This window comes from Nocardia sp. NPDC003693 (assembly GCF_053981095.1).
Genome location: NZ_JBSFNO010000003.1, coordinates 198,980 through 223,247, shown reverse-complemented (window position 1 = coordinate 223,247; position 24,268 = coordinate 198,980). Strand labels below are relative to the sequence as shown.

Below are 24,268 nucleotides of genomic sequence, written 5' to 3'. Positions count from 1 at the left end.
CTCACGGACTGCGAAAATCTCGCGGGAAAACCACGGCGCTGCCGATTCAGAACAGTGTTTCGCCTGAATCCGCAGGCAACGTGGGCGGCTGCTCCGCCATGTGCTCCAGAACATCCGCGTCCAGAATCGCGCCGATCTCCCCCTCCAAAATCTCGGCGCGCGCCTGCAATTCGATGACATCGGGCTGGGTAATGGTCTCGGCCTCGAGTTTCACGTACACGCACGAGAGCGCGGATCGCAGATCTTCGAGTTCGCCGGGGCCCACGCGTTCACTCTAGAGCGCCCGCCCGCGACATTGGCCGGCGACACCGGCTCCGGCGGTCCGGTGCGGGCCATGAGCCCGCACCGATCACGTCCGGTCCCGTCAGGCGTTGTCGTACGCGTCCTGCAGCGTTTTGATATCGAGCTTCGACATGGTTCGCATCGTCGTGTTGACCGCCATGGCACGGGCCGGTTCACCCGACATCAGGGTGAACAGGGCGGTCGGAACCACCTGCCAGCTCAGGCCGTACTTGTCGGTGAGCCAGCCGCAGGGCCCGGGCTCGCCGCCGCCGGAGGTCAGCACGTCCCACAGCCGATCGACCTCCTCCTGGGTCTCCACGATGACCTGGACGGACGCCGAATCGTTCAGCGGGTGACCGGGTCCGCCGTTGAGCAGCGTGATCGAATGCCCGGCCAGTTCCAGGGTCACCACGAACGGGGTCCCGTCCGGGCCGGGGGTGGACGAGGTGATCTCCGACTCCGGGATGGCCGAGACGTAGAAGTCCGCGGCCTCGCCGACGTTGGCGTCGAACCAGAAGAAGGTGTTGACGGTGGTGCTCATGATGGGCTCCTAACGGTGGGTGCGGCCCGGGGTGGGGCCGCTGTCACCTATCGGTCGGAGCCGGATTCACGCTTTCGACCCATCTCGGAAACTTTTCTCGAAATCTTTTTCCGGCACCGTCACCGGGACCCCATAGGGTGGGAGTCGGCCGTGCAGGGAGCGGCCGGCGAAGGTGGGTACTGAAATGTCTTATGACGCCGGGGATCTGTGGGCGATCATTCGCGAGGCGGAGCTGGTCCGGGATTCGCACGAGGCGTATCGACTACGCCTGCGATTCGCCGACGAGCTGCGCAAATTGTGGGCCAACGATTTTTCCGGCAGTGCGGGCCGCGAACTGATGGACGTGCTGGAACAGGCGCTGCGCGCGGTGAACGCGGCCAGTCACCGCACCGGGCCGCCGCCGGATCGCCGCGTCGAGCCGGCGGCGGACGATCCCACTGCCGACCCGGGACTGCGTGTGCTGCAGTTGAACTCGGCGCCGGGCCGGGCCGTGGAGCCCGAACGCGTCTACGGCGCCTGGCGGCTGCGCCGCCGGGAACGGGTCCGCGAACGCGGGCTGGGCCGCGAGCGGTGAGGGCGCGCAGGTTCCACCCGGTTCACTGCCGGTAGGTCGCCAGGAACCGTCCGATGCGTTCGATGAACGCCTCGAGGTCGTCCGCGTGCGGCAGGGTGACGATCCGGAAGTGGTCGGGCTCGGGCCAGTTGAAGCCGGTGCCCTGCACGATGTGGATCTTCTCCTGCAGCAGCAGGTCCAGGACGAACCGCTCGTCGTCGTGAATGGGATACATCGAGCGGTCGATGCGCGGGAACGCGTACAGCGCGCCCTTGGGCTTGACGCACGAGACGCCGGGAATCGCGTTGAGCGCCTCCCACGCGCGGTCGCGCTGCTCGTGCAGCCGGCCGCCGGGCAGGGTGAGATCGTAGATGCTCTGATGCCCGCCGAGCGCGGCCTGAATCGCTTGCTGGGCAGGGACATTCGCGCACAGGCGCAGGCCCGCGAGCATGGTCAGGCCCTCGAGGTAGTTCTGGGCGTGCTCGGTCGGTCCGGAAACCACCAGCCAGCCCGAGCGGAACCCGGCGGCGCGATAGGACTTGGACAGGCCCGAGAAGGTGAGCACCAGCAGGTCGGGGGCCAGGGTCGCGGTGCAGGTGTGCCGCAGGCCGTCGTACAGGATCTTGTCGTAGATCTCGTCGGAGAACACCACGAGGTTGTGGCGGCGGGCCACCTCGAGGATCTCGCGCACGACCTCGGGCGAGTACACCGCGCCGGTCGGGTTGTTCGGGTTGATCAGGACCAGGGCGCGGGTGCGGTCGGTGATCTTGGATTCGATGTCGGCCACGTCCGGGTACCAGTCCGAGGACTCGTCGCAGATGTAGTGCACGGCACGGCCGCCGTTGAGCGCGGTGGCCGCGGTCCAGAGCGGGAAATCCGGTGCGGGAACGAGGACTTCGTCGCCGTTCTCCAGCAGCGCGGTCATGGCCATCATGATCAGTTCGGAGACGCCGTTGCCCAGGTACACGTCCTCGACGTCCACCCCCTCCAGCCCGAGGGTCTGGTAGTACTGCACCACCGCGCGGCGCGCGGACAGCAGCCCCTTGGAGGTGGAGTAGCCGCTGGACACCGGCAGGTTGCGGACCATGTCCTGCAGCAGGTCCGCGGGCGCTTCGAAGCCGAAGGGCAGCGGGTTGCCGGTGTTGAGCTTCACCACGTGATGGCCCTCGGCCTCGAGCCGTGCGGCGTGCTCCGCGACCGGTCCACGGATCTCGTATGACACACCCGCGAGCTTGCTCGACTGCTTGACCTGCATGGACGTCCCTTCTCGATGCGCTTGCCACACACCTTACTTGGATTTTCCAAGTTTGCACTTGGAATTTCCAAGCGAGTGGTTACAGTGGAAGCGTGCCACGTCGAAGCTACGACCACTACTGCGCGGTCAGCCGTGCCCTCGAACTCGTGGGCGACCGCTGGAGTCTGCTGGTGGTTCGCGAACTGTGTTCGGGCCCGCGCAGATACAGCGATCTGTTCGCGGATCTGCCGGGTATCAGCACCGATATGCTCGCGGCCCGGCTCAAGGAATTGGAGCGGGACGAGATCCTGGTGCGCCGGCGCGTCGGTCCCCGCGCGGGGACCGCGCTGTACGAGTTGACCGAATCCGGGGCGGCGTTGCGGCCGGCGCTCGACGCGCTGTCGCAGTGGGGTGCGCCGCTACTGGGTGAGCGCCGATCGACCGATGCCGTGCGGGCGCACTGGTTCGCGCTGCCGCTGGGACGGGCCGTGGCCGAACAGGTTCCGCGCGGCAGCGTCACGGTGCACATCGGGGAGACGACGCTGCACTACGTCATCACCGGCACGGGCATCACGCATTACGACGGACCGGCCGAATCGGCCGATCTGGAACTGCGGCTGGATTTCGCGGCCGCGGCCGATGTCGCGACCGGGGCCCGCACGCTCGCCGAGGCGGCGCACGGGCTGCCCTGATTCACCCGTGCAGGTAGCGCACCAGGTGTTCGCGCTCGTTCTCCAGCTCCGATATCTGGTTCTTGACCACGTCGCCGATGCTGACGACCCCGACCATCCGGTCGTCGGCCACGACCGGCAGGTGCCGGATCCGGTGTTCGGTCATGATCGCGTTGAGGGTCTCCACCCGATCATCGGGGGAACAGGTGCGCACGACCGCGGTCATGATCGCCGACACCGGCCGGTCGAGCAACTCCGCGCCGTCGCTGTGTAGTCGCCGCACGACATCGCGTTCGGACGCGATGCCGGACAGTGCCACGCCGTCCGCGGAGACCACCACCGCGCCGACGTTGTGTGTCGCCAGGACCCGGAGCAGTTCGCGCACGGTCGCATCGGGTGCGATCGTGATGACGCCGGGGCCTTTTCGACGCAGTATCTCCGAGATTCGCATTATGTCCACCGCCAGTTTCCTCGGACCATCGATGCCTTCTCAGGATCCCGGTTTTACCAGCGCTTGAACATCAACGATTACGAATCGATGCCTAACTCGTCGGGAGTGCATCGAGTGCGGCTTCGATGGCGCGGTGGAATGTCGGATATGCGTAAATCATGGAGCGCAGGGTGGCGGTCGGTACCTCGGCGTGCACGGCGAGGGTGAGGGCCGCGAGCACTTCGCCGCCGGTGGGGCCCATGGAGGTGGCGCCGACGAGGACGCCGCGATCGGCGTCCTCCACGAGTTTGATGAAACCCTCGTTGCCCACCTTGTGAATCCAGCCGCGGGTGCTCGCGGGTATGTCGTACTTCCCGACCCGGACGGTCAACCCCGCCGCTCGCGCCTGTTCTTCGGTCATGCCGACCGATCCCACCTCCGGGTCGGTGAACGTCACCCGGGGCACGGCTCGATACTGCGCGGTCTCGCCGGATTCGCCCAGGATGTCGGCCGCCGCGATCCGCGCCTGATACATCGACATATGTGTAAAGGCCCCGTGTCCGGCGACGTCGCCGATCACCCAGAGTCCGTCGGCCGCCCGCATCCGCTCGTCGACCTCGATCGACTTGGCGTGCTCGTCCAGCCCGAGCACCCCGATCCCCAGCGCCGCGAAGTCGCTACGCCGGCCGGTCGCGACCAGGAGCCGTTCGCCCCGCACCGGCTCGCCCTCGCTCATCTCGACGGTGAACTCGCGCCCGTCGTACGCGACGGCCGCGGCGCGTGCACCGCTGCGCACGGTGATGCCCTCGGCCGCGAAGACCTCGGCCAGCAGGTCGCCGGCTTCCGGTTCGTCCTGCGGCACAAGTCGTTTGGGCACGACAATGGTCACCCGGACTCCGAACCGCGCGAACAGCTGCGCGAACTCGGCGCCGACCGGACCGCCACCCAGCACGATCAGCGATGCCGGAAGTTCGGTGACCCGCACCGCCTCACGATTGGTCCAGTACGGGGTCTCGGCCAGACCCGGCAGTGGCGGCACCGCGGGCGCGGTACCCGGGTTCAACACGATCGCGCGGGCCCGGAACACCCTGTCCCCTTGCTCGGTATCGACGGTCACCTCACCCGGCGCGGAGATACGCCCCCACCCCCGCACGAATGTCCCACCCGCCTTCTCGAACCGCTCCACCGCCGCCGAGTCGTCCCAGTCGTCGGTAGCCTCGTCCCGGATCCGTGCCGCCACCGGCCCCCAGTCCGCCGTGACCACGGCTCGCCCCGCCAGCCGGTTGACCCGCTCGGCCTCGGCGAGCGCGTCCGCTGCCCGCACCATGATCTTCGTCGGCACACAGGCGAAATACGGACACTCCCCACCCACGAGCCGCCCCTCGACCCCCACGACGTTCAACCCACTCCGGGCCAGCCGCGCGGCGACGTCCTCCCCACCCGGCCCCATCCCCACGACCACCGCGTCCACCAGCTCCGCCGCCATCCCGCCACTCCCTCTCCACAATCCGTTTCGGTCCCCCACCAGGATCACCCCCTCGCCCTCCCCACGCACCGATCGCCCCCGGCACGCCGCCCCACCGATCTCGCTCCGCACGCCCCGCCACGTCGCAACCTGTGCCTGAGGCCGGTCCCCTCGACCCTCGGCCTCAGCAGCTCAACCACAGGTAAGCAGTGTTTCCATGGCACGCAGCAGTTCCGATGGGCCGAAGATCCGAAGGCCACCGGAGGAGACGTCGTCGCGCCGGCAGCCGCCGCGTGAGCATCCACAGCCCGGCCTCCTGCTCCCCGATCACACGACACTCGAGGAAGTCCTTAGCGTCGCCGGGCGAGGGCAGCAGCGCTGCCAAACGTTCCCAGAGCGCGCCTTCGTGTCTGTCGTCCCCGCCATGCGCGGGACGCTACCGGACGAACTGTGGCATCCGCGCGGGCCGCGTTGACGGTGGGTGGCGGCGGGAATTAGGTTCGGCTGGTGCCGGTCGACGAGGACAGATGCGGATTCCGCTGGAGTGATGCGCCCGCCGAGAAGTTGCGGTCCGAGGTGGGCGCGGTGCTGGGGGCGTTTCCGCGACGGGCGATCGAGGCGGACGGGCGGCGGCCCGCGGCGGTACTGATCGCGATCGTGGAGAACGATGGGGAACAGGGCATTTGGCTGACCGAGCGGTCGCCCGGGCTGCGCGCCCACGCCGGGCAGTTCGCCCTGCCCGGCGGCAAGCTGGATCCCGGCGAAGACGCGGTGGCTGCGGCCCTGCGCGAACTCCACGAGGAGCTCGGCGTCGACCTCCCCCGCACGGCGGTCCTGGGCCTCCTCGACGACTACCCGACCCGCTCCGGCTACATCATGACCCCCGTCGTGGCCTGGGCCGAGAACTCTCCCGCCCCGGTCCCCAACCCGTCCGAAGTGGCTGTCCTGCACTGGATTCCGATGTCCGCCCTCGACGTGGACCCGGTCCTGACCCCGGTCCCCGGCTCCGACCACCCCGCCCTGAAACTCCCCCTCCTCGGCGGTCACCTGCATTCCCCCACCGCCGCGATCCTCTACCAGTTCCGCGAGGTCGTCCTACGCCACCGCCCCACCCGCGTGGCCCACTTCGACCAGCCCCGCTTCGCCTGGGAATGACCGCGATGTCCACGCGCGTATCGCCGCGTCGGCGGATCGAAACAACCTTCGGCAGGGATCGGCGGAGTTGCCCAGCCCGGTGCACCGCCGTTGGGTGTCCACGGACCTCAAGAGGCGTCGTTGTATGCCGGGCACTCGCCAGCGATGATCGGATACGGATAGTCGGGTAATGGCCGAGTTCGACCCGCGATCCACCGTGTGGACCGAATCCTGCTCAGCGACGGACGCTTTCGTTCAGACCGTCGCCTTTTCGTCCTCGAGCATCCCGCGGACCTGTTCGCGGAGCTCGGGGGTGTCCTCGTGTTGGTGTACCGACACCGCGTGGGCGGTCGCGGCGGTCAGGACCTCTTCCTCCTCGCCGGAGATGGTGAGGGTGCAATTCGAATCGCTGGGGAAGCGGCGGCAGTCGGCTACTTTTCTGGGCATGGGACCCACCTCCTGAGAGAGATCAACTGCTGATTTCACGGTAGACCTGTTGGCGCTTCGCGGGAAGAAGTTCGCAGGTAACGGGGCTTACCGACGGAGAGGGCGAGTGGGCCCCGCCTTCGGCTGCGTGACCATGAGACGGATCGATACTCGGCCGGCGCAGTCGAATTCAGGACTTCCCGTCAACGGCCGCGCGCAGGGTGTCGCGGAGCCAGCGTTGCGCCGGATCGGCATCGAGGCGGGCGTGCCAGGCGAGGCGGATGTCTATGTCGGGGAGCGGGGTGGGGATCGGGAACCAGCGCAGGGACAGGGGCTGCTCGTACTGTTCGGCCAGGCGGCGTGGCACCATCCCGACGTAGGGGGTCGACGAAACCAGCAGAGCCGCAAGGGCCGAGGTGGGTACCACCGCCGCTACGCGGCGTTGCAGGCCGGCCGCGGCGAGGGCGGTGTCGAGGGGGCCGTGGGCGCGGCCGCGGCGCGAGGCCGAGACGTGCGGATGCGCGCAGATCTGGGTGAGGGTGGGGCGGCGGTGGCGGCCGAGGGCGTGGTCGGCGCGGACTATGCCGACGAGGTGCTCCCGGTACAGCACGGCGGTGTGGATGTCGGGGGCGGCGGGAGCGCCCGCGCCGATATCGAGGTCCACCGAGCCGTCGCGCAGGGCCTCCATGCTCTCGTCGCCTTCGGGCAGGAAGCGCAGGACGACGCCGGGCGCGACCTCGGCGATCGCCGCCACGGCCGCGGTCGCCAGTGTCGCGGCTACACCGTCGTTGATGCGAATGGCGAAGGTGCGCTGCAGCGTCGAGAAGTCGATCTCGTGATCGGCACTGATCAGGGCAGAGGCTTGTTCGAGCAGCGAGCGCACGCGGGGCGCGGTGCGCAGCGCGAACGGTGTCGGTGCCATGGCACGACCGGCGCGCACCAGAATCGGGTCGCCCATGGCCCGCCGGAGGCGCCCGAGGGCGCGGCTGGTCGCCGGGATCGACAGGTTCAGCTGTTCGGCCGCGCCGGTGACACTGCCCGCCTGCAGCAGGGCGTCGAACACGCGTAGAAGGTTCAGGTCCAGCTGCTGCGGCATAGTTGCATCGTACGCAACTCATGATTACCAAAGTTGCGTCGCGCGGACATCACCCACGTCAATAGCGTGACCACCATGCACATGAATCTCCTGCACCGCGAATCCGCAACCGCCCAGCGGCCGGTCGGGCGACACGGCCTGCTCATGGTGATGTGCGCCTGCGTGGTGCTCGTCGTCGGGATGGTCGCCGCTATCAACCTGGCCGTGCCGATGCTGGCCGCGAGCGCGCTGCGCCCGTCGGCCTCGGCACTGGTGTGGATCGTGGACACCTACGTGATCGTCTTCGCCTGCCTGGTAATTCCGGGCGGGGCCGCAGGCGATCGATTCGGCCGCAAGGGCGTACTGCTCGCCGGACTGGGGTTGTTCGCGGCCGGCGCGCTGCTGTCGGCGGCCGCGCCGAACGTCGCCGTCCTGCTGGCGGGCCGGGCCGTCACGGGCGCGGGCGCCGCCGTGGTGCTGCCCAACACCCTGGCGGTGCTGCTGCACGCGGTGCCCGCCGAGCGCAAGAACGTGACCATCGCGACCTGGGCATCCATGACCGGAATCGGCGGGGTGCTCGGCAATGTCGGCGGCGGCGCGGTGCTCACCGGCGGTTCGTGGCGCTGGCTCTTCGTCGCCGTCGTCCCGATCGCGCTGCTGCTGGCCGCACTGGTCGGCTCGATCGCGCCGGTGTCGGCCCGGCACGATCGCCGCCTCGACCCGATCGGCACGGTGCTGCTGGTCGCGGCGTCGGTGGCGCTGCTGGTGGGGATCGTCGAGGGCCCCGTCGAAGGCTGGGCCAGCCCACTGGTCATCGCCGGATTCTCCTGCTCCGCCTTGCTTTTCGCGCTGTGGACGATCGTCGAGCTGAAAGTCGAGCATCCGCTCCTGGATCCCCGGCTGTTCCGCGTGCCCGCGCTGCGCAGCGCCTGCCTGGGTATGACCGCCGTCTTCTTCGGCATGTTCGCCCTGTTCTATGTGAACGCGTCATTTCTGCAGTACGCCAAGGGTTTCGGGGTGCTGCGCACCGGTCTCGGCATCATTCCGCTGACCGTCCCGGTCATTCTCGGTTCCCGGCACGTCGGCAAGCTCACCGCCCGCATCGGGGTCGACGCGACCGTCGCCCTGGCCTTCGTATTCGTGGGCGGCGGCCTGCTCGGACTCTCGACCGCCGGCGCCACGACACCCTATCCCGCCTACGCCGCGTGGCTGCTGGTCACCGGAGTCGGTGTGACACTGGCACTTCCGACCCTGTCCGCCGCGATCTCCGGCGCGCTGCCGCAGGCCCTGGCCGGGGTCGGTGCGGGCTTGCAGGCCACCACCCGCGAGTTCGGCAGCGCCCTCGGCGTCGCGGTGATCGGCACCGTGCTGACCGCCCGCTTCGTGAGCGCGCTGCCCGCCGACGTCCCCGGCGATCCGCACACCGTCGCCCAGGCCCTGGCCGCCGCGCCGGACCGCACCGATGAGGTTGTCGCGGCGTTCGTTTCGGGCGCCGATGCCGGCCTGCGGGTGATCGGTGTCGCCGTCCTGCTGCTCGGCGTCCTCGTCGTGGCGCAGTCCCTGATCTCCCGTCGCACGTCGCGCGGATGATCGGCGCACAGGATCGTGCTCTGCTCGCGGCCGCCGGTCCTCGAATGCGCTGCACGGGCTCGTCGCTCGTATTCGGCTAACGAACTCCGCGAGTCTCAGCGCCCGTCCGAGGACCATCGACGCCACTCAGGGCAGGCGGTATTCCAGGGTGTAGGTCGCGGACGAACCGCCGGACTCGTAGCCGCCGTTGCCGGTGATCCCGGCCAGCCCTTCGGTGCCCGACCCGGGGAGAACCCGCCACTCGGCGCGGGACTCGCCGGTCGCGGCGAACGTGCCCGTCAGCTCCAGGACGAAACTGCCGGTGCGGCCGGCCAGGGTCCCTCGGGTCCGTTGCAAACTGTGGAAGGTGCCCGAGCCGTCGGGGGCGGCGAACATCAGGCCCTGCCAGTCGGCGTCGCCGTCGATGTCGCCGCGATAGAGGTCGTAGCCCTTCGCGGTGGCCAGGGCGGGAGCCCCGGGAACGGGCGCGTACTCGGTCTGTTCCCAGGACTTGGATTCGATGGTGCCGGTGGCGATGGTCGTTTCACTCATGTGTTCGACGGTAGGGCGGGGGCGCGAAGGTGGTCTTGAAGAAACGCGAACGCGCGACAATGGGCGTTATGGATCCGACCACGGACATGCCACCGCGCGGGTTGCTCGATCCCCGGGCCGGGGCCGGGGTGTATCGCGAGGGCTTGATCGCGCCCGCGGCCGACCTCGCCGACGTGGTCGAGCACCACTGGGCGGTGCGCTGGGATCTGCGGGGCGGTTCGCCCTACGAGGTCGAGACGCTGCCCAGTCCGGCGGTCGTGCTGGTGGTGGAGAACGGGCGCTGCCGCGTGCACGGGGTCCTGCGCGGGCGGTTCACCCACACCCTGGCCGGGGCCGGGGACATCGCCGGAACCACGTTCCGCCCGGCCGGGTTCCGCGCACTGCTCGGCAGGCCGGTGTCGGCGCTGACCGATCGCGTCGTACCGGGTTCGGATGTATTCGGCGCTGCCGCAATCGAATTCGCCGCCCGGATCACTGATGCCGCGGACACCGCGGAACGGAATCTGATCGCCGAGAAGTTCGTCCGCGATCGCATCGCGCACCGGCCCCCGGCCCTCGCCCTGGTGAACGAGATGGTCGACGAGATCATGAACGACCGCGAGTGCCTGCGCGTCGATGATCTGGTGCTCCGCTTCGGCATGGGAAAACGAGTGCTGCAGAAGCTGTTTCGCGAACACGTCGGCGTCGGCCCGAAGTGGGTGATCCAGCGGTATCGCCTGCACGAGGCGGCCCAGCGCCTGGACGGGGAGGACATCGAACTCGCCGCGCTCGCCGCCGAACTCGGATACGCCGACCAGGCGCATTTCACCCGTGACTTCAAGGCCGCGGTCGGGCGCTCCCCCACCGCCTACGGCGGTCGCTGACCCCGCATCGCCCCGACTCGATGATCACCCGCCGCTCGTTCCAGTAGGTTCGTGATCATGACCATGGAATCCGCGACCCCGGTGACGGGCCTGGCCGAGGTCCTGGCGCGACGACAGCTCACCACGGACGCCGCGCGGCCCGACGCCGTCGAGCGCCGGCACGCGGCGGGCCGGCGCACCGCGCGCGAGAACGTCCACGACCTGGTCGACAAGGGCACCTTCGTCGAGTACGGCCGCTTCGCGACCGCCGCCCAGGAACGCGGCCGCGACCTGGCGGACCTGGTCCTGCAGACACCCGCGGACGGATTGATCGGCGGGACCGCGACCATCGACGGCCGCGCGTGCGCGGTGCTGTCCTACGACTACATGGTCATGGCCGGAACCCAGGGCATGCGTGGACACCACAAGTCCGACCGGCTGATCGAGGTGGCCCAGCGCATGTCGCTGCCCGCGGTGTTCTTCACCGAGGGCGGCGGCGGCCGGCCCAACGACACCGACTACCCGGTGGTCTCCGCGCTGGACGTCGCGTCGTTCGCGCTGTGGGGCGCGCTGGAGACCCCGCGCCTGGCCGTGGTCTCCGGTCGCTGCTTCGCCGGGAACGCGGTGCTGGCGGGCTGCGCGGATCTGCGGATCGCGACCCCCGACGCGAACCTGGGCATGGCGGGTCCGGCGATGATTTCCGGTGGCGGACTGGGTGATTACGCGCCGGAGGAGATCGGGCCCGTGTCCGACCAGTTCGCCAACGGCGTCCTGGACATCGTGGTCGCCGACGAGCCCGAAGCCGTCGAGACGGTGCGACGGCTGCTGAGCTACCTCGACAAGCCCCGTGCCGCGGGGCAATCCGCGCAGGACCCGGCCGCGTTGCGCGACGCGCTCCCCGAGAACGACCGCGCCGCATTCGATGTGCGGCCGCTGGTGGAGGCGCTCGCCGACGCGGACAGCGTCACCTGGTTGCGCGCGGGCTGGGCGGGCGAGCTGGTCACCGCCCTCGCCCGCATCGACGGCATTCCCGTCGGCGTCATCGCCAATCAGTCCATGGTGCACGCGGGCGCGCTCACCGCCGACGCCTCGGTCAAGGCCGCCGACTTCCTCGAGTTGTGCGAGCGCTGGCGGCTGCCGGTCGTATCCCTGGTCGACACACCGGGTTTCATGGTCGGCCCCGACGCCGAGCGCACCGGCCTGGTCCGCCACGCCTCCCGCCTCGTCACCGCCGGCGCGCGCCTGACGGTCCCGCTGGTCGGCGTTGTCCTGCGGCGGGGCTACGGTCTCGGCGCGCAGGCGATGCTCGGCGGCAGCACTCACCGGCCCTTGCTGACCGTGGCCTGGCCGACGGCTCACCTCGCCCCGATGGGCATCGAAGGCGCGGTTCGCCTGGCCCTGGCCAAACAGCTCGCCCAGCTCCCCGAGCCCGACCGCGAACCGGTCGTGGCCCAAGCGACCGCCGCCTACCGCGATAATGTCAAAGCACTCAACGCGGCAAGGGTTTTCGAGATCGACGACGTGATCGACCCGGCCGAGACCCGGCAGATCGTCGCGGCGACCCTGCGCGCCGCCGCGGCGGTCGGTCGATAGTCCGGCCGCAGCCTGCCGGCCTTGCCCCAGGCCGGGCACGTGCGCGACGCCATGATCGCCACCGGACAGCAGGGCGAACTGGTGTTCGTGAAGGCTGCCGGCGATCAGTCGCAGTCGAGCGCGTGAGCCCGGCCGGGATGGAGCACTGCCCCTGCCCGACAAATTCGGGAAAGCCGCTGTGGCGCACTACAAGCAGCACCGCGCAACGTTCGGCTACCGCTGCCTGCGCTGCGAGTCGTAGGTGAAGACCCGGCCGCCCAGCGTTACCCGCGCCCCGTGCTGGATCGGGGTCGGGTGCCCCGGCACCGCCCGGAACCAGTCCTGACGGCCGGGCTGCTGGATGTGGGTCCCGTTCGCGGAGCCGCGGTCGATGACAACCACATCCCAGTCGACCAGGCGGATCTCGGCGTGGACGCGGGACATGCCCGTCGATGCGTCCGGGATGCGGACGGGCTGTGCGCCGCGGCGGACCTGGTCCGAGCGTTCGGGTTCACGGCCGATCACCAGATCGGAGTCCAGGATGTAGAACGTGCCGTTGTCCAGCAGGAGCAGGCCGAGCGGCGGCCGGATGCCCTCGCCCAGGGTGCGGGGCGGCTGGTCGAGGCGGGCCCCGCACTGCGAACACAGATGTGCCCGTGGGTCGTTGAGGTGCCGGCGGGCGCACAGGTAGCCGCGCACGACTGGCTGATTCCGCCGCGGGAGGACAGCCGAGGTGCTCGGGTCGGCGGGGTCGTCCCCGTGCTCGGCCTGCCCCGTGATCCCGAGCTCGCTGGGATCCGCGATTCCGTTTCGCTGCCCGTCCTGCACTTCGCCGCCGAGCTCGGCCGCGCGCGCCGCCGGCTCGCCCTCCGCGGCCGCGTCCCCGCTCGCGACGGCCGCGGGCTGCGTGCGAACGCGCACCCCCGCTGTCTCCGGAGCCCGGCCGACCGGAACCTGCGCGCGCTCACCGAGCCACAGCAACGCACCGTCCCCCGGCATGAGACCCGAGGACAGCGACCAGATCCCCGGTTCGGGCAGTTCCGTACGCGGCGCGTCACCGTCGACGAACAGCGCCGCGGCGTGCGCGGGTGCGGGCGTCACGACGCGGTCGATGGTGAACCCCGCGTCCCGCCCGTGCAGCACCTCGAGGTGATCGGCGTCCTCGAGAATCGCGGTCACCCCGCCGTGCAGGAACACCGACAGCCCCCGCGAACCCGGTGTCAGCACCCCGAACTCGACCTGTTCCTCGTCCGCGCGCCCCATCAGCCACTTCGAGACCAGGCGCGCGAAAGTCCTTCCGGTACGGCGGGTTTCCCGGGACGCGGCCTCCTGGACGAACTCGGCCAGGGTGTCGAGCACGCTCACCGCCTCGGCGGCGGCGGTCACGGGTTCGCCCGTGCGGTGCGCGACCACGATGATCACCCCGTCGACGCACGCCACCAGGTGCCCGCCGGGCACCACCTCCACCCGCCCCTTCATAGGATTCGGCCTCCGTGAAATCGCTGACGCGGCAGCACAACTCGCAGCGGTCCTTGCACGACGAGCCAGCAGGCCACCCAGTTGAGCGTGAAATGGATGAGAAAGACGTGCGGTTCCGGCCGCAGTCGCGCCGCGAGTACCAGCGTCGAACCGTCCACCAGCAGCCACATGAGCAGACCCTCGTTCACGATGGTCACCAGCCCGAACAGGGTGGGCCAGTCCTTTTCCCATCGGAATTGCTGAAGCAGGTGATACAGCGCTTCCCACAGTACGCCGACGCCGATCATCGCCGCCAGCAGCGTGAGCGTCATCCGATACGACTGCGGCAGAGGCGATCCGGTGGGCAGCAGCGGTGTGAGCGCGAGGGCGACTATCAGGCCGGTGATCCCGAAGACCAGAACCCGGGTCTGGACGCGCCCGTACAGGGTCGGGGTCATGGGCTCACGCGGCGATCTTGCGATCGGTGACCCACAGCCACCACTGCCGGAGCGAGCGCAGCGGCCCGAGCCGGCGGCAGAAGCCCTGCGCCGCCAGGTCGTCCGCGATCTGCAGGGCCGCGTACTGCAGGCCGAGGAAGGAATTGACCGGCGCGTAGTACCCGCCGAACGCGGCGCTGCCCGAGACGTACAGCCGTCCCGGCGCGCTGCGCGTCCCGTGGACCTCGAAGGTGCGGTCGACCTCGAGCCGACCGAGCGGATTACGCAGCGCGCCACCGTGATCGAGCAGATCGGCCAGCAGCCGGTGCTCCCGAATGTCGGCCTCGGCGCCGGTGCAATCGATGATGTAGTCCGCGTGCGCGTCGTAGGGCCGGTCCGGCTGCGGAAAAGGCAGGGCCGCGTGCGGGTCCGGGTCGACGGTGACCAGCAGCCCGGGCCGGGTGCGCGCCGGGCGCGGATCGCGGGCGATGCCGACGATGACCTGATACCAGCCCTGCGTCCGGCCGCGGCGCAGTTGCTCGCGGCGTTCGCGCCGGGCGGGCGCGGTGGTCCCGCCCATGGCGTTCAGCAGTTCGACCCGTTCGCGCCCGTCCAGTCCGCGCATGCGCTGGGCGAGCTGTCCGCCCCAGGCCGCCTTGGGCCAGTCGAAGCCCTGATACGCCCAGCCGTCCCCGCCCGGACGGCGCATGAGCGCGCCGCGTCCCTTCGGCCCCGTGACGTAGTCGCCGAACAGATGCAGGATCTGCGTGCTGAGTCGCAGCCGGTCCCGGTCGTCGACGAGCCGCTGCAGCACCCGTCCGGCAACCGCGCCGCTGCCGCGCACCATGACCGTGCCCGGCCGGTGCCGCAGCGCCTCGTACACGTGCTCGTGCGGTTCGTACGCGCTCACCGCCCGCGTCGAATCGCGATACCGCTCCCGATAGCCCTGCAGATCGGGTAGCAGTCGCAGACCGGGAAAGCCCACGGCCAGATGTGCGTGGGTGCTGCGAAAAGCTATGCGCCGGCTCGGTCCCGCGCCGTTCGACGGTGTGAGCATCGTGAAGTAGCCGCCCCCGGTGCGCTTGCGCACCATGCGCACCCGGCCCCGATGAACCGAGCGCCCGAAGCCGACGCGCCGGCATTCGCGTTCGAGTCCCGCGATCACCCGCCCGGAACGCGGTGCGTAGAAGTCGGCGAACACCGGCTCCGCCAACACCTTCCAGAGCGGTTCGAGCGACTTGTCCGCAATCGCCTCGCGCAGTGCGTAGGACGGGAAGCCCCACAGGTTGTCCAGTGTCCCGCCGGCGTCGCCGCGCAGTCGATCGCGATCCGAAATCTGCGATACCCCAGCCAGATACCGATACGACTCCCACGGCGACTCCTGCGGAGCGAGCACGGCGATCGAGTTGCCCGGCACCCCGAAGATGCGCAGCGTATCGAACAGCGCGAACGATCCGAGTCCGCCACCCACGGTCACCAGCGGGACATCGATGACCGGAATACCGGCTCGCGCCACCAACTCATCGGTCCACACGTCGGTTTCGATCAACCTGTCGGTGACATCTCCCCGCATTCGGCGGATGCTACCGGTCGAGCCTCGTGCATCGCCCGCCATCAACGTATTGCGCGACAGGCGATCCGGCGACGCGCACACGCGTTCCCGCGAAGCTGCCACGGGAGCACCGGTCCGGCACGTACCATCCGGTGCGTGGCTGATGCGAAACGCCCCGCCGTACTGCGGGTTCTCGTCTACAGCAGTGATGCCGACACCAGGAGCCAGGTCATGCTGGCCCTGGGTAGAAGGCCGCATCCAGACCTGCCGCCGCTCGAGTACCTCGAGGTGGCCACGGGTCCGATCGTGATCGAGCGCCTGGATGCGCACTCGCATGATCTGCTCATCCTCGACGGCGAAGCGGCCCCGACCGGTGGTCTCGGCCTCGCCAAACAACTCAAGGACGAAATCGCGGATTGCCCGCCGATTCTCGTGCTGACCGGGCGTCCCGATGATGCCTGGCTTGCCAATTGGTCGCGTGCGGACGCCGCGGTCTCACACCCCATCGACCCCATCCGTCTCACCGACGCGGTGCTCGGAGTGATCCGCAGCCGTTCTGCGGCTTAGTCTCCCATCTCCCCGCCACCAGGGGATATCTCTGTCACGTGACGGCCGCGATTCCGTCGAATCGGTCATGAAAGACCGTTCCGAATGCGATCAAAAGCGGTCGCGAAACGTCATGTATGTTCTCGTGTGAGTTGTAGGCTGTGCCGTAGCTCACATGAGCGCGGGCGTCGGTATCAAAGCAGCCGCGTCAGTCCCCGAAGTCCGTGCTGTCGACGAGCGGCGCCCCGGTGCGACTGGCACGGCCGACGATGCTGTCAGCCCGCCTCGGCAGCTGCCGTCCACACGCGTCCAGTCCGCAGGAGGGGTAGTTCTGTTGTGAATATCGAAGTGCCGACGCTCGTGCTCGGCGCGGTTGCCGCCGCGTTCGCAGTGTTCTCCGTTCTCCTGGCCTCGCTGGTCGGGCCCAAGCGTTACAACCGCGCCAAGCTCGAACCGTACGAATGCGGTATCGAAGCGACCCCGCACGCCATCGGTGGCGGTCCGGGAAACGCAGGGGGGCAACGCTTCCCGGTGAAGTACTACCTAACCGCGATGCTGTTCATCATCTTCGACATCGAAATCGTGTTCCTCTACCCGTGGGCGGTCCACTTCGACTCGCTCGGTCTGTTCGGGCTGGCCGCGATGGCGCTGTTCATCTTCAACGTCTCGGTGGCGTACGCCTACGAGTGGAGGCGAGGCGGGCTCAGCTGGGATTGAGCGGCGTCAGGGGGATTCCAACTACACCCCGCGCACGCGGGGTGATTCCGATCCAGGAGATGTAGTCCGACATGGGTCTCGAGGAAAAACTGCCCAGCGGTTTTCTGCTGAGCACGGTGGAAGATATGGCCGGCTATCTGCGCAAGAGTTCGCTCTGGCCGGCGACGTTCGGCCTGGCATGCTGCGCGATCGAGATGATGGCCACCGGCGGCGGGCGATTCGATATCGCCCGCTTCGGCATGGAGGCGTTCCGCGCGTCCCCGCGCCAGGCCGATCTCATGATCGTCGCGGGCCGGGTGAGCCAGAAGATGGCGCCGGTCCTGCGCCAGGTCTACGACCAGATGACCGAACCGAAATGGGTGCTGGCCATGGGTGTCTGCGCATCCTCGGGCGGCATGTTCAACAACTATGCCGTCGTGCAGGGCGTGGACCACGTCGTGCCGGTGGACATCTACCTGCCCGGCTGCCCGCCGCGCCCGGAGATGCTGTTGAACGCGATCCTGAAGCTGCACGAGAAGATTCAGGAATCCCCGCTCGGCGTCAATCGCGAGGAAGCGATCCGCGCCGCGGAAGCTGCCGCCCTCGGCAGCCCCACCACCATTCAGATGAAGGGGCTGCTGCGATGACCTTCGATTCGACGTCGAATACCGAAAGCCCTCCGGAGGAAAGCACCGTGAAGGCACAGGGTGAAGGCGAATCCGATTCCCCCGCAACCGAACCCGCGCAGGCTCCGGCCGACGAGGTGATCGGCGTCCGGCAGGGCATGTTCGGCGTCTCGGGCACCGGCGACACCTCCGGATACGGCCGGCTGGTGCGCACGGTCGCGCTGCCCGGCGGCAGCGCGCCGCCGTACGGCGGCTACTTCGACGACCTGGTCGCCGCGCTGCGCCGCGCGCTCGAGGGCACCTCGGCGCGCTTCGAGGACGCCATCGAGAAGATCGTGGTCTTCCGGGACGAGCTGACCCTGCACGTGCGGCGCGAACACCTGCCGGTGGTCGCCCTGACCCTGCGCAACGACGCGGCACTGCGGTTCGAACTGTGCCTGGGCGTGAACGGCGCGCACTTCCCGGAGGAGACCGGCCGCGAGCTGCACGCGGTCTACCACCTCAACTCGATCACCCACAATCGCCGGGTGCGCCTCGAGATCTCGATTCCGGACGCCGACCCGCACCTGCCCTCGCTGTACTCGGTGTACCCCACCACGGATTGGCACGAGCGCGAGACCTATGACTTCTTCGGCATCCTCTTCGACGGTCACCCCTCGCTGACCCGGATCTCGATGCCCGACGACTGGCGCGGACACCCCCAGCGCAAGGACTACCCGCTCGGCGGGATCCCGGTCGAGTACAAGGGTGCGCGTATCCCGCCGCCCGACGAGCGGAGGACGTACTCCTAATGAACGACACCGACATTCAGTCCCGCCCGGACACCGCGGATCGGCCCGAACGCTCGATCACGGTGGTGGGCAACGACTGGGATGAGATCCGCCGATCTCTCGATGGGGCGGCCGAAGAACGCATCGTCGTGAACATGGGACCGCAGCACCCCTCCACCCACGGGGTGCTTCGGCTCATTCTGGAGATCGAGGGCGAGACCGTCACCGAGGCCCGGTGCGGAATCGGCTACCTGCACACCGGAATCGAGAAGAACCTCGAGTACCGCAGCTGGGTCCAGGGCGTCACCTTCGTGACCCGCATGGACTACCTGTCGCCGTTCTTCAACGAGACGGCGTACTGCCTCGGCGTGGAGAAGCTGCTCGGGATCACCGATGACGTGCCCGAGCGCGCCAGCGTCATCCGCGTCATGCTCATGGAACTCAACCGCATCTCCTCGCACCTGGTCGCCCTCGCGACCGGCGGCATGGAACTGGGCGCGCTCACGCCCATGCTGTTCGGCTTCCGCGAGCGCGAGCTGATCCTGGACGTGTTCGAGAACATCACCGGCCTGCGCATGAACCACGCGTACGTCCGGCCGGGCGGTGTCTCCCAGGATCTGCCCGAGGACGGCGTGCAGAAGGTCCGCGAACTGCTGGACCTGCTGCCCAAGCGCCTGCGCGATCTCGAACTGCTGCTCAACGAGAACCCGATCTGGAAGGCCCGCACCCGCAACGTCGGGTACCTGGACCTGACCGGCTGTATGGCCTTGGGCATCACCGGCCCGGTGCTGCGCTCGACCGGTCTGCCGCACGATCTGCGCAAGGCCCAGCCGTACTGCGGCTACGAGAACTACGAATTCGACGTCATGGTCGACACCGGCTGTGACTGCTACGGCCGCTACCTGATTCGCGTGAACGAGATGAAGGAGTCGCTCAAGATCGTCGAGCAGTGCCTGGACAAGCTGCGGCCCGGCCCGATCATGGTGTCGGACAAGAAGATCGCGTGGCCCGCGGATCTGCAGCTGGGCCCCGACGGCCTCGGCAATTCGCCCAGGCACATCTCCAAGATCATGGGCGAGTCCATGGAGTCGCTGATCCACCACTTCAAGCTGGTGACCGAGGGCCTGCGCGTCCCGCCCGGCCAGGTGTACACCGCCGTGGAATCCCCGCGCGGCGAGCTGGGCGTGCACATGGTGAGCGACGGCGGCACGCGCCCGTACCGGGTGCACTTCCGCGATCCCTCGTTCACGAATCTGCAAGCGGTGGCGGCGATGTGCGAGGGCGGCATGGTCGCCGACGTCATCGCCGCGGTGGCCAGTATCGATCCGGTGATGGGTGGCGTTGACCGATGACAGAGATTCTGCTCAACCTGACGGTACGGCCGATCCCGTACCCGCAACCGGTGCACGATCGGCTCGAGCTCGACGCCAAGGAGATCATCGCCCGGTACCCGCAGTCGCGGTCGGCGTTGCTTCCGCTGCTGCACCTGGTGCAGTCGGTGGAGGGGTACGTCTCGGGCACCGGCATCGAATTCTGTGCCGAGCAGCTGGGATTGACCGACGCCGAGGTGACCGCGGTCGCCACGTTCTACTCCATGTACCGGCGCACCCGCACCGGTGACTACCACGTCGGGGTGTGCACCAACACGCTGTGCGCGGTCATGGGCGGCGACGAGATCCTCGCCGACCTGAAACAGCACCTGGGCATCAAGCACGGGGAGACCACCGCCGACGGCGCGGTGACCCTCGAGCATATCGAGTGCAACGCGGCCTGCGACTTCGCGCCGGTGATCATGGTCAACTGGGAGTTCTTCGACAACCAGACCCCGGAATCCGCTCGGGCACTGGTGGATTCGCTGCGCAAGGGTGATCAGGTCACCGCCTCGCGCAGCGGTATTCCGCTGTGCACGTTCCGTGAGACCGCGCGCATCCTCGCCGGATATCCCGACCCCCGGCCCGGTGCGACCGACGGCGCCGCCGGGCCCGCCACCCTCGCGGGTCTGCACGCCGCCGACAAGGAGCAGGGAGACCGCAAGTGACGACGCTGACTCCCGTTCTCTCCAAGCATTGGGCCGAGCCCGATTCCTGGGATATGAACGCCTACCGCGACCAGGGCGGCTATCGCGCCCTGCCCAAGGCGCTGCGCATGCAGCCCGACGAGGTCATCGCCACCGTCAAGGACTCCGGTCTGCGCGGCCGCGGCGGCGCGGGCTTCCCCACGGGCATGAAGTGGGGCTTCATCCCGCAGGGCCCCGGCCCGGACGGCGTCACCAAGCCGCACTACCTGGTGGTCAACGCCGACGAGTCGGAACCGGGTACCTGCAAGGACATACCGCTCATGCTGGCGACCCCGCACACCCTGATCGAGGGCGTCATCATCGCCGCGTACGCGATCCGGGCCTCGCACGCGTTCATCTACGTGCGCGGGGAGGTGGTCCCGGTACTGCGGCGTTTGCAGGCCGCGGTCGAACAGGCCTATGCCGCAGGCTATCTGGGCCGCAACATCCAGGGTTCGGGCTACGACCTCGAGGTCGTCGTGCACGCCGGCGCGGGCGCCTACATCTGCGGCGAGGAGACCGCACTGCTGGATTCGCTCGAGGGCCGTCGCGGTCAGCCCCGGCTGCGGCCCCCGTTCCCCGCGGTCGCGGGCCTGTACGCGTGCCCGACCGTGGTCAACAACGTGGAATCCATCGCCTCGGTTCCGGCCATCATCGCCAACGGTGTGGATTGGTTCCGGTCCTTCGGGAGCGAGAAGTCCCCCGGCTTCACGCTGTACTCGCTCTCGGGTCACGTGACGCAACCCGGGCAGTACGAAGCCCCGCTCGGAATCACGCTGCGGCAGTTGCTGGTTCACGCCGGCGGCATCCGCGCGGGCCACACCCTGAAGTTCTGGACCCCGGGCGGTTCCTCCACTCCCCTGTTCACCGCGGAACACCTCGACGTCCCCCTGGATTACGAGGGCGTCATGGCCGCCGGCTCCATGCTCGGCACCAAGGCCCTGCAGATCTTCGACGAGACCACCTGCGTGGTGCGGGCCGTGCTGCGCTGGACCGAGTTCTACGCCCACGAGTCCTGCGGCAAGTGCACCCCCTGCCGCGAGGGTACGTACTGGCTGGTCCAGCTCCTGCAGCGGCTCGAGAGCGGACAGGGGCACGAGACCGACCTGGACAAGCTGATGGACATCGCCGACAACATCAACGGCAAGTCCTTCTGCGCCCTCGGTGACGGCGCCGCCAGCCCGATCTTCTCCTCCCTGAAGTACTTCCGCGACGAGTACGCCGAACACATCCGCCTCGGCGCCTGCCCTCTCGACCCGGCCAAGACCACCGTCTGGGCTGAAGGAGTGGAATGACCGCGATAGCCAACTCCAGCGCCAGCGGCGTGACCCCGGCCGAGATGGTGAGCGTCACCATCGACGGCACCGTGGTTTCCGTGCCCGCGGGCACCCTGGTGATCCGTGCCGCCGAACTCATCGGCGTGCAGATTCCGCGTTTCTGCGACCACCCGCTGCTCGATCCGGTCGGCGCCTGCCGCCAATGCCTGGTCGACGTGGAAGGCCAGCGCAAGCCGGTGGCCTCCTGCACCCAGACCGTGGCCGAGGGCATGGTGATCCACACCCAGGTCTCCTCCCCCGTGGCCGCCAAGGCCCAGGAGGGGGTGATGGAGCTGCTGCTCATCAATCACCCCCTGGACTGCCCGGTGTGCGACAAGGGCGGGGAATGCCCGCTGCAGAACCAGGCCATGTCGACCGGCCGCGCCGAATCCCGCTTCGACGGGGTCAAACGCACCTATCCCAAGCCGATCCCGCTGTCCTCGGCCATCCTGCTGGACCGCGAGCGCTGCGTGCTGTGCGCGCGCTGCACCCGCTTCTCCCAGCAGGTCGCCGGCGATCCGTTCATCGAACTGATGGATCGCGGTGCGCTGCAACAGGTCGGCATCGCCGCCGGGGAGCCGATGGACTCCTACTTCTCCGGCAACACCGTGCAGATCTGCCCGGTCGGCGCGCTGACCGGCAGCACCTACCGGTTCCGGGCCCGGCCCTTCGATCTGGTGTCCAGCCCCGCGGTGTGCGAGCACTGCGCCTCGGGCTGCGCTCAGCGCACCGACCATCGGCGCGGGAAGGTCATGCGCCGGCTCGCCGGTGACGATCCGCAGGTCAACGAGGAATGGAACTGCGACAAGGGCCGATTCGCGTTCCAGTACGCGACCGAACCGGATCGGCTCACCACCCCGCTGGTGCGCACCTGGGACGGCACCCTGCAGCCCGCGTCGTGGTCCGAGGCCCTGGCCCACGCCGCGCGCGGACTGGCGGCGGCGCGCGGCAACGCCGGCGTCCTGGTCGGCGGGCGCGTGACCCTGGAGGACGCCTACGCCTACGCCAAGTTCGCGCGGGTCGCCCTGGACACCAACGACATCGACTTCCGCGCCCGCGAGCATTCCGCGGAGGAAGCCGACTTCCTCGCCGCTCGTATCGCGGGTCAGGGCATCACGGTCGACTACGCGGCGCTCGAGCGCGCCCCGATCGTCCTCATGGCCGGGTTCGAGGCCGAAGAGGAATCGCCGATGGTGTACCTGCGCCTGCGCAAGGCGGCGCGCAAGTACCGCACCGAGATCATCTCCATCGCGCCGTACCTCACCCGCGGGCTGCAGCGCATGTCCGGCACGCTGCTCCCGGCCGCACCGGGCGCGGAATCGCATCTGCTGGAGGCGATTCGGACGGGCAGTTCGGACACCTACAAGGTCGCCCCCGGCCTGCTGCATCACATCGGCACGCTGCTGCGCGAGACCGGCGCGCTGATCCTGGTCGGCGAACGGCTCGGCGGGATCCCGGGCGGACTGTCCGCCGCGGCCCGCCTCGCCGACGAGACCGGGGCCGCGCTGGCCTGGATTCCGCGCCGGGCCGGTGAGCGTGGCGCCCTCGAGGCGGGCGCGCTGCCCGTGCTGTTCCCGGGTGGCCGTCCGGTCGCCGATCCCGTTGCGCGCCAGCAGGTTCGCGACGCCTGGGGCGTGCAGGACCTGCCCGTGAACCCGGGCCGGGACACCGCGGCGATCCTCGCGGCGGCACCGACGCTGGGCGCGCTGCTCATCGGCGGCGTCGAGGTGGGCGACATGCCCGATCCGCACGCCGCGCTCACCGCCATCGACGCCGCGAGCTTCGTGGTCAGCCTGGAACTGCGCCGCAGCGACATCAGCGATCGCGCCGACGTCGTGTTCCCCGTGGCCTCGGCCATGGAGAAGGCGGGCACCTTCCTCACCTGGGAGGGCCGTCACCGCCAATTCGACGCCGCGCTGCGCGACGCCACCGTGCGCCGCGAGGCCATGCCGATGCCCGAGCATCGGGTGCTGGACGCGATCGCCCAGGAGATGAACGTGCGCCTGGGCCTGCCCGACGTGGCAAGCGCCCGTGCCGAATTGGCCGATCTGGGCGCCTGGGACGGCCCCGCTCCGGCCACCCCCGCCGATCCACCGCAGCCGCCGACGCTGGCGGCCTCGGGCACCGCGGTGCTGGCGTCCTGGCGCATGCTGGTCGACCGCGGCCGCCTGCAGGACGGCGAACCGAATCTGGCGGGCACCGCGCGGCCGCCGGTGGTGCGGCTCTCGCACGCCACCGCCGCCGAGATCGGCGCCACCACCGGCGATCCGGTCACCGTGAACAACGACCACGGCCACATCACCCTGCCCCTGGTCATCACCGAGATGCCGGACCGGGTCGTCTGGCTGCCCATGAATTCATCCGGCGCCGACGTGCTGGTGCAGCTCGGCACCACACCCGGACACCTGGTGCGCATCCGACGGGAGGACCACCGTGAGTGAGCTCGTGTCGACCGGGACGTTCGC

Annotated in this window: 25 protein-coding genes; 14 read left to right on the top strand and 11 right to left on the bottom strand. The window is 69.2% G+C overall.

What is annotated here, in order from left to right; all coding sequences use genetic code 11:
- Positions 1-46: 46 nt before the first annotated feature.
- Both ACWDOP_RS06520 and ACWDOP_RS06515 read right to left on the bottom strand, forming a co-directional pair.
- Complete coding sequence (locus ACWDOP_RS06520) at positions 47-265, bottom strand: hypothetical protein (RefSeq protein WP_456344234.1); 219 nt, start codon at positions 263-265, stop codon at positions 47-49.
- Between the two features lie 99 nt (positions 266-364).
- Complete coding sequence (locus ACWDOP_RS06515; RefSeq protein WP_456344233.1) at positions 365-823, bottom strand: VOC family protein; 459 nt, start codon at positions 821-823, stop codon at positions 365-367.
- A gap of 184 nt (positions 824-1,007) precedes the next feature.
- On the opposite strand from ACWDOP_RS06515, the gene ACWDOP_RS06510 reads away from it, so the two are divergent.
- A complete protein-coding gene (locus ACWDOP_RS06510) occupies positions 1,008-1,397 on the top strand; it encodes a hypothetical protein (protein ID WP_456344232.1) in 390 nt (129 codons plus the stop codon).
- A 22-nt stretch (positions 1,398-1,419) separates the two neighbouring features.
- On the opposite strand, the gene ACWDOP_RS06505 is transcribed toward ACWDOP_RS06510, so the two are convergent.
- Complete coding sequence (locus ACWDOP_RS06505) at positions 1,420-2,631, bottom strand: pyridoxal phosphate-dependent aminotransferase (RefSeq protein WP_456344231.1); 1,212 nt, start codon at positions 2,629-2,631, stop codon at positions 1,420-1,422.
- 92 nt (positions 2,632-2,723) lie between these two features.
- Between ACWDOP_RS06505 and ACWDOP_RS06500 the strand changes: the two genes are divergently transcribed.
- Positions 2,724-3,302 carry a winged helix-turn-helix transcriptional regulator gene (locus ACWDOP_RS06500; protein ID WP_454208229.1) on the top strand — a complete coding sequence of 193 codons (579 nt, stop codon included), beginning with the start codon at positions 2,724-2,726 and terminating at the stop codon, positions 3,300-3,302.
- Position 3,303: 1 nt separating this feature from the next.
- On the opposite strand, the gene ACWDOP_RS06495 is transcribed toward ACWDOP_RS06500, so the two are convergent.
- Together ACWDOP_RS06495 and ACWDOP_RS06490 are read right to left on the bottom strand one after the other, a co-directional pair.
- On the bottom strand, positions 3,304-3,732 hold the full coding sequence (locus ACWDOP_RS06495; protein WP_456344290.1) for a CBS domain-containing protein: 429 nt from the start codon (positions 3,730-3,732) through the stop codon (positions 3,304-3,306).
- Between the two features lie 91 nt (positions 3,733-3,823).
- Positions 3,824-5,197: a dihydrolipoyl dehydrogenase family protein gene (locus ACWDOP_RS06490; RefSeq protein ID WP_456344230.1), complete on the bottom strand. Its 1,374-nt coding sequence runs from the start codon at positions 5,195-5,197 to the stop codon at positions 3,824-3,826.
- A gap of 543 nt (positions 5,198-5,740) precedes the next feature.
- Between ACWDOP_RS06490 and ACWDOP_RS06485 the strand changes: the two genes are divergently transcribed.
- Positions 5,741-6,331, top strand: a complete 591-nt coding sequence (locus ACWDOP_RS06485) for an NUDIX hydrolase (protein ID WP_456344289.1) — start codon at positions 5,741-5,743, stop codon at positions 6,329-6,331.
- Positions 6,332-6,565: 234 nt separating this feature from the next.
- Here ACWDOP_RS06485 and ACWDOP_RS06480 read toward each other — a convergent pair whose 3' ends face one another.
- Both ACWDOP_RS06480 and ACWDOP_RS06475 read right to left on the bottom strand, forming a co-directional pair.
- On the bottom strand, positions 6,566-6,757 hold the full coding sequence (locus ACWDOP_RS06480) for a DUF1059 domain-containing protein (RefSeq protein WP_454208233.1): 192 nt from the start codon (positions 6,755-6,757) through the stop codon (positions 6,566-6,568).
- Between the two features lie 169 nt (positions 6,758-6,926).
- Positions 6,927-7,832 carry a LysR family transcriptional regulator gene (locus tag ACWDOP_RS06475; RefSeq protein WP_456344229.1) on the bottom strand — a complete coding sequence of 302 codons (906 nt, stop codon included), beginning with the start codon at positions 7,830-7,832 and terminating at the stop codon, positions 6,927-6,929.
- 75 nt (positions 7,833-7,907) lie between these two features.
- On the opposite strand from ACWDOP_RS06475, the gene ACWDOP_RS06470 reads away from it, so the two are divergent.
- A complete protein-coding gene (locus ACWDOP_RS06470; RefSeq protein WP_456344228.1) occupies positions 7,908-9,401 on the top strand; it encodes an MFS transporter in 1,494 nt (497 codons plus the stop codon).
- Between the two features lie 126 nt (positions 9,402-9,527).
- Here ACWDOP_RS06470 and ACWDOP_RS06465 read toward each other — a convergent pair whose 3' ends face one another.
- Positions 9,528-9,932 (bottom strand): DUF3224 domain-containing protein, encoded by a 405-nt coding sequence (locus tag ACWDOP_RS06465; protein WP_456344227.1) that lies wholly within the window; start codon positions 9,930-9,932, stop codon positions 9,528-9,530.
- 68 nt (positions 9,933-10,000) lie between these two features.
- Between ACWDOP_RS06465 and ACWDOP_RS06460 the strand changes: the two genes are divergently transcribed.
- Positions 10,001-10,795, top strand: coding sequence for a DUF6597 domain-containing transcriptional factor (locus tag ACWDOP_RS06460; RefSeq protein ID WP_456344226.1), 795 nt, complete (start codon positions 10,001-10,003; stop codon positions 10,793-10,795).
- A gap of 63 nt (positions 10,796-10,858) precedes the next feature.
- Positions 10,859-12,367, top strand: a complete 1,509-nt coding sequence (locus ACWDOP_RS06455; protein WP_456344288.1) for an acyl-CoA carboxylase subunit beta — start codon at positions 10,859-10,861, stop codon at positions 12,365-12,367.
- Positions 12,368-12,580: 213 nt separating this feature from the next.
- Here ACWDOP_RS06455 and ACWDOP_RS06450 read toward each other — a convergent pair whose 3' ends face one another.
- The 3 genes from ACWDOP_RS06450 to ACWDOP_RS06440 are packed head-to-tail and all read right to left on the bottom strand — an operon-like array spanning position 12,581 to position 15,814.
- Positions 12,581-13,825, bottom strand: coding sequence for an FHA domain-containing protein (locus ACWDOP_RS06450; RefSeq protein WP_456344225.1), 1,245 nt, complete (start codon positions 13,823-13,825; stop codon positions 12,581-12,583).
- Positions 13,822-14,262, bottom strand: coding sequence for a hypothetical protein (locus ACWDOP_RS06445; protein ID WP_456344224.1), 441 nt, complete (start codon positions 14,260-14,262; stop codon positions 13,822-13,824). Before ACWDOP_RS06445 ends, ACWDOP_RS06450 begins: the two co-directional genes overlap by 4 nt.
- A 4-nt stretch (positions 14,263-14,266) precedes the next feature.
- Complete coding sequence (locus ACWDOP_RS06440) at positions 14,267-15,814, bottom strand: hypothetical protein (RefSeq protein WP_456344223.1); 1,548 nt, start codon at positions 15,812-15,814, stop codon at positions 14,267-14,269.
- Positions 15,815-15,949: 135 nt separating this feature from the next.
- Between ACWDOP_RS06440 and ACWDOP_RS06435 the strand changes: the two genes are divergently transcribed.
- The 8 genes from ACWDOP_RS06435 to ACWDOP_RS06400 all read left to right on the top strand — a co-directional run bounded on the left by ACWDOP_RS06435 (position 15,950) and on the right by ACWDOP_RS06400 (position 24,244).
- Positions 15,950-16,360 (top strand): Rv3143 family two-component system response regulator, encoded by a 411-nt coding sequence (locus tag ACWDOP_RS06435; protein WP_454208242.1) that lies wholly within the window; start codon positions 15,950-15,952, stop codon positions 16,358-16,360.
- A 315-nt stretch (positions 16,361-16,675) separates the two neighbouring features.
- Complete coding sequence (locus ACWDOP_RS06430; protein ID WP_454208243.1) at positions 16,676-17,056, top strand: NADH-quinone oxidoreductase subunit A; 381 nt, start codon at positions 16,676-16,678, stop codon at positions 17,054-17,056.
- A gap of 71 nt (positions 17,057-17,127) precedes the next feature.
- Positions 17,128-17,682, top strand: a complete 555-nt coding sequence (locus ACWDOP_RS06425; RefSeq protein WP_354986747.1) for a NuoB/complex I 20 kDa subunit family protein — start codon at positions 17,128-17,130, stop codon at positions 17,680-17,682.
- Entirely contained in the window at positions 17,679-18,452 is a 774-nt protein-coding gene (locus ACWDOP_RS06420; RefSeq protein ID WP_454208244.1) for an NADH-quinone oxidoreductase subunit C, read from the top strand. Before ACWDOP_RS06425 ends, ACWDOP_RS06420 begins: the two co-directional genes overlap by 4 nt.
- Positions 18,452-19,783, top strand: a complete 1,332-nt coding sequence (nuoD, locus tag ACWDOP_RS06415) for an NADH dehydrogenase (quinone) subunit D (protein ID WP_456344222.1) — start codon at positions 18,452-18,454, stop codon at positions 19,781-19,783. Before ACWDOP_RS06420 ends, nuoD begins: the two co-directional genes overlap by 1 nt.
- Positions 19,780-20,469 (top strand): NADH-quinone oxidoreductase subunit NuoE, encoded by a 690-nt coding sequence (gene nuoE, locus ACWDOP_RS06410; RefSeq protein WP_456344221.1) that lies wholly within the window; start codon positions 19,780-19,782, stop codon positions 20,467-20,469. The genes nuoD and nuoE overlap by 4 nt, the downstream gene beginning before the upstream one ends.
- A gap of 53 nt (positions 20,470-20,522) precedes the next feature.
- Positions 20,523-21,782, top strand: a complete 1,260-nt coding sequence (nuoF, locus tag ACWDOP_RS06405; protein WP_456344287.1) for an NADH-quinone oxidoreductase subunit NuoF — start codon at positions 20,523-20,525, stop codon at positions 21,780-21,782.
- Complete coding sequence (locus ACWDOP_RS06400) at positions 21,779-24,244, top strand: NADH-quinone oxidoreductase subunit G (protein WP_456344220.1); 2,466 nt, start codon at positions 21,779-21,781, stop codon at positions 24,242-24,244. Before nuoF ends, ACWDOP_RS06400 begins: the two co-directional genes overlap by 4 nt.
- Positions 24,245-24,268 lie beyond the last annotated feature (24 nt).

Bases quoted from the DNA above. Each gene is read 5' to 3' on its own strand.
- ACWDOP_RS06515 (WP_456344233.1), bottom strand. From the start codon at position 823: ATGAGCACCACCGTCAACACCTTCTTCTGGTTCGACGCCAACGTCGGC.
- ACWDOP_RS06510 (WP_456344232.1), top strand. From the start codon at position 1,008: ATGTCTTATGACGCCGGGGATCTGTGGGCGATCATTCGCGAGGCGGAG.
- ACWDOP_RS06505 (WP_456344231.1), bottom strand. From the start codon at position 2,631: ATGCAGGTCAAGCAGTCGAGCAAGCTCGCGGGTGTGTCATACGAGATC.
- ACWDOP_RS06495 (WP_456344290.1), bottom strand. From the start codon at position 3,732: ATGCGAATCTCGGAGATACTGCGTCGAAAAGGCCCCGGCGTCATCACG.
- ACWDOP_RS06490 (WP_456344230.1), bottom strand. From the start codon at position 5,197: ATGGCGGCGGAGCTGGTGGACGCGGTGGTCGTGGGGATGGGGCCGGGT.
- ACWDOP_RS06480 (WP_454208233.1), bottom strand. From the start codon at position 6,757: ATGCCCAGAAAAGTAGCCGACTGCCGCCGCTTCCCCAGCGATTCGAAT.
- ACWDOP_RS06475 (WP_456344229.1), bottom strand. From the start codon at position 7,832: ATGCCGCAGCAGCTGGACCTGAACCTTCTACGCGTGTTCGACGCCCTG.
- ACWDOP_RS06470 (WP_456344228.1), top strand. From the start codon at position 7,908: ATGCACATGAATCTCCTGCACCGCGAATCCGCAACCGCCCAGCGGCCG.
- ACWDOP_RS06465 (WP_456344227.1), bottom strand. From the start codon at position 9,932: ATGAGTGAAACGACCATCGCCACCGGCACCATCGAATCCAAGTCCTGG.
- ACWDOP_RS06460 (WP_456344226.1), top strand. From the start codon at position 10,001: ATGGATCCGACCACGGACATGCCACCGCGCGGGTTGCTCGATCCCCGG.
- ACWDOP_RS06455 (WP_456344288.1), top strand. From the start codon at position 10,859: ATGGAATCCGCGACCCCGGTGACGGGCCTGGCCGAGGTCCTGGCGCGA.
- ACWDOP_RS06450 (WP_456344225.1), bottom strand. From the start codon at position 13,825: ATGAAGGGGCGGGTGGAGGTGGTGCCCGGCGGGCACCTGGTGGCGTGC.
- ACWDOP_RS06445 (WP_456344224.1), bottom strand. From the start codon at position 14,262: ATGACCCCGACCCTGTACGGGCGCGTCCAGACCCGGGTTCTGGTCTTC.
- ACWDOP_RS06440 (WP_456344223.1), bottom strand. From the start codon at position 15,814: ATGCGGGGAGATGTCACCGACAGGTTGATCGAAACCGACGTGTGGACC.
- ACWDOP_RS06425 (WP_354986747.1), top strand. From the start codon at position 17,128: ATGGGTCTCGAGGAAAAACTGCCCAGCGGTTTTCTGCTGAGCACGGTG.
- ACWDOP_RS06420 (WP_454208244.1), top strand. From the start codon at position 17,679: ATGACCTTCGATTCGACGTCGAATACCGAAAGCCCTCCGGAGGAAAGC.
- nuoD (WP_456344222.1), top strand. From the start codon at position 18,452: ATGAACGACACCGACATTCAGTCCCGCCCGGACACCGCGGATCGGCCC.
- nuoE (WP_456344221.1), top strand. From the start codon at position 19,780: ATGACAGAGATTCTGCTCAACCTGACGGTACGGCCGATCCCGTACCCG.
- nuoF (WP_456344287.1), top strand. From the start codon at position 20,523: ATGAACGCCTACCGCGACCAGGGCGGCTATCGCGCCCTGCCCAAGGCG.
- ACWDOP_RS06400 (WP_456344220.1), top strand. From the start codon at position 21,779: ATGACCGCGATAGCCAACTCCAGCGCCAGCGGCGTGACCCCGGCCGAG.